General features: G+C 40.7%; 3 protein-coding genes. All 3 read right to left on the reverse strand.

The window, feature by feature from the left end:
* Window positions 1–1,515, reverse strand: a 1,515-nt coding sequence (locus L655_RS0101245; protein ID WP_024603824.1) for an efflux RND transporter permease subunit, incomplete at its 3' end; no start/stop codon positions are given.
* Window positions 1,516–1,527: 12 nt separating this feature from the next.
* Entirely contained in the window at window positions 1,528–2,874 is a 1,347-nt protein-coding gene (locus tag L655_RS0101250) for an efflux RND transporter periplasmic adaptor subunit (protein WP_024603825.1), read from the reverse strand.
* Between the two features lie 62 nt (window positions 2,875–2,936).
* Window positions 2,937–3,839, reverse strand: a 903-nt coding sequence (locus L655_RS0101255) for a TolC family protein (protein WP_024603826.1), incomplete at its 5' end; no start/stop codon positions are given.

The raw sequence follows: 3,839 nt of genomic DNA on the forward strand, positions 1-3,839 counted from the left end.
CTGGAACAATTTAGCTTCCACTCCTTCAAAGCTAAATAACGGTGTAAATACCACTAAAATAATAGAGGCAGCAAAAAATACCGGGCGTGCAACTTCTTTTCCTGCTTCTTTTAATCGTAGAGGAATGCCTTCTTTATCATGTTCTACATCGTGGGGATCAGCATCTGTGCCTAACGTTCTCGCTTGCGCATTTTTGTAATGTGTTGAATCAGGTCTATTAAGGTGTTTGAACATGTTTTCAACCATCACAACAGAGCCATCAACCAACATACCAATAGCAACAGCGATACCACCTAACGACATTAAGTTTGCCGATAAACCTATCCAAGACATCACCATTAAGGCGATAGCGATTGAAATAGGAATTGAAATTAACACTAAAAAGGTTGCGCGTAAGTTCATTAAAAACAGAGCAAGTACGATAGCGATAAATATAAATGCCAGCGCTAATGCTTGCACTACAGTATCAACTGCTTTAGTAATTAAATCTGCCTGATCGTAGAAAGGTTCAAAACGTACGCCTTCAGGTAGTGCTTGGTTGATCATTGGAATACGTGCACTTATACCGTCGATTGTCACTTTAGTATTTGCGCCCATACGTTTCAATACGATACCTGAAACCACTTCACCTAAGTTTTCAATGTTACCCTGTGCATCTCTGCGCGTCATAGTAACTGCGCCTTGGCGTATTTCACTACCCAGCGAAACCTTGGCTACATCTTCGATAGTCACCACAGTACCATCAACCGTTTTAACCGGTACTTGTCTAATATCAGCTAAACCTGCTTCGCCACTATTAAACCAACCTGTGCCACGAATAACTAATTGCTCTTGTCCACGGTTCATGTACCAACCGCCAACATTGGCATTGTTGTTATCGAGTGCAGTAACAATATCGTCTTGCGTTAACTCATATGATAATAATTTACTTGGCTCAATGTTGACTTGATACTGTCTGACGTTGCCGCCAAAAGATAAGACGTCGGTAACACCATCTACCGGCATAACCAATAACTTTACTATCCAATCGTTCAAGCTCCTTAAGGTCATAGAATCATAACCAGAATCTTTATCTGCAATTAACAAATACTGAAAAACTTGACCCAAACCTGAGGTGTTAGGTCCCATTTCTGGTGTGCCCACGCCTTGCGGAATTAACTCTTTTGCCGCTTGTAAACGCTCAAATACTAACTGGCGAGCAAAGTAGATGTCTGTGCCTTCTTTAAAGACAACAGTAACACCCGATAAACCCGTTTTTGAAATAGAGCGTACTTGCTCTACATCAGGCAACGCATACATTACTGCTTCAATGGGATAGGTTATTAACTGCTCTACTTCTTCAGCGGCTAAGCCCGGTGCTTCAGTATTAACCGCTACCTGAACATTGGTTACATCAGGAAAAGCATCTAAATTTAGTTTTGGGATCACCATAACAGAGCCTGCCATAGTAGCAATTAGGGCGATAATTACTAAGAGTCGATTATTGATCGACCAATCAATTATTTTATTAAACATAATCTTATTCCCCTAGTGGCCGTGCGGATCAAATCCGCCTTTTGCTATTTCTGACGCAACAAAAAAGGCACCTTTTGTTACCAAACGGGTATTAGGCTCAATACCGATAATTTGACGGTAATTGCCTAATGGCTGACCTAATTCAACTTCAACGGCTTTAAATTCACCAGGATGGTCTTCAACAAATACCGTCCAATCACCATCGGCACCACGCATTAATGCTGTTTCTGGTACTGCTATTACAGGGCTTTGCGTATCAAACTGAAAATTTACATTAACAAACATGCCTGAATGCAAACTGTCATCAGTATTTTCAACCGACAGTCTAACGATTCGGGTACGCGTACTTGGATCAATGGTATGTGCTTCTTGAATGACCTTGGCAACATGCACTTGCCCGGCAAACTCAACTTTTGCAATGGTGCCAATAGGAAGACTTAATTTTTTATTTGGCGAAACACGCGCTTCAACCCATAAGTCTTTTTCATCAGCCAATACCATGATTTTTTCACCGGCAGGCACACGTTGTCCTTGAGAGAAATCATCACTTAAAACCACACCAGAGCGCTGAGCGACTAAGGTATATTCACCAAGATTTGATGAGTTGTTTTTTACAATATCTTTAATGGCTGCTTTGGTTAAACCAAAGGCAGTTAATCGACCATAAGCTGAAATGTAATCTGTTTCACTGGCTAATAGGCGGCTTTCACTGACGGTGCCAAGGCCCAATTTTTTAGCTCGTTGCCACTCACTGTAAGCAACACGATATTGTGCTTGTGCTTCGGCCATTGATTCACTAAATAAGGTAACTAAAGACTGACCCTTAGTCACATGTTCACCTAAAATAGCATGACGACTGATCACTACCGATTCAGTACGTGAAGAGACAATGTAACTGGTATAACCGTTCGCTTTTATTTCTCCTGGTGCATAGATACTTTTAGCAAAAATTGCCGGCTTTAAGTTAGTCACTTTGATATTGGCGAGTGCCATTTTTTCTGGACTAAAACTTATGCCTTCTTCATGTTCTTCTTCAGCTGTTTCTTTACTCGCTGTTTCACTACCATGGTCATGACCGTCATCAGATTTCTCCTCCGCAGCATGGTCGTCTTTGCTTTCATCACTACCATGTTCATGACCACTTTCGTCATGCACTTCTTCACTTTCAGAGTCATGATCATGGTCAGTTTTTAATACGATGGATTGCTCTACTGCTGGCGTTTTTTCTAGAGCGGCATCGTTATATGATAATGCCGTAGTTGACACGACAGCTAAGCCAGTAAATAAACTACTTAGGGTAATGAGTTTTATTTTTTTCACTATTTTATGAGATGTTTTATCAGTTATTTTATTTTTCATTTTTAATTCCAAATTCTGTAACAATTCACGCTCATCAAGCCGCGTAAAGTGATATAATAGGTTTAGTTTAATAGCTTAGTTGCCGCATTTAATTGGCCTACATCGAGTAGCCATTGCACTTCGCTTATTTTGAACTGGGCTTGTAATTCAATGCCCGCGTATAAACCTTCCGCTCTTTGTTGTAATGCCAATAAATAATCCGAGGTATTTAAATCACCTACTTGCCATTGTTTTTGCAATAACTGCGCGCTGTGTTCGCCGCGTCCTTGCATTAACTGTTGCCAACGGCCAAGGTATTTTTTATTAGAGATTAGTGAGGCAGTACTTGCCTGTATCAAATACTTTTGCTTACGCATTACTGAACGAAAATTTGCTTCTGCGGCGATAGCTTGTTGGTTTTGTGCTTTGGCATTAGCTTGGTAATCATTACGAATATTTAACGGCATAGAAAAAGTAACTCCGACAACATTATCGACATCATTTTTTCCGGTACTAATTCCAATGGTAGGATCGGCTTTGGTTTCAAGCATGGCATATTGAGCTTTACTTTTTTGCATTTGCCACAGTGCTTGAGAGGCTAATACTTGCGGGTGCTGCGTTAACCACTGCTCAGCTACTTGAAAGTTTGTAACGCCTAAGCCCTGCTCTGGATATGCTTGTGTATCAGGACGCCAATCAGGCAACAACTCATTAACCTTGGCTTGAGCTTGTGTTAACTGTGCTTGTATTTGGGCCGTTTTATTAAGCATTTGCGACAAATTCAAGAAAGTTAACTCAGCATCAACCTGACCAAGATCGCCAGCTTTCTGCCTTTTAGTTACAATTTTAAGCAAGGTTTCTAACTGTTGCTCTTGTTCAAAAGCAAGTGACGACTTATCCATGGCAAGTTGCCAATTAATAAGTGCTTTTAAGGCTTGTGCTTTTTTCTGCTCTATCGCATAAGTGAATTGTTTACTGGCCGCCGT

Origin of the sequence: Pseudoalteromonas sp. TAE79, from assembly GCF_000498015.1 — a bacterium.
Taxonomy (GTDB): domain Bacteria; phylum Pseudomonadota; class Gammaproteobacteria; order Enterobacterales; family Alteromonadaceae; genus Pseudoalteromonas.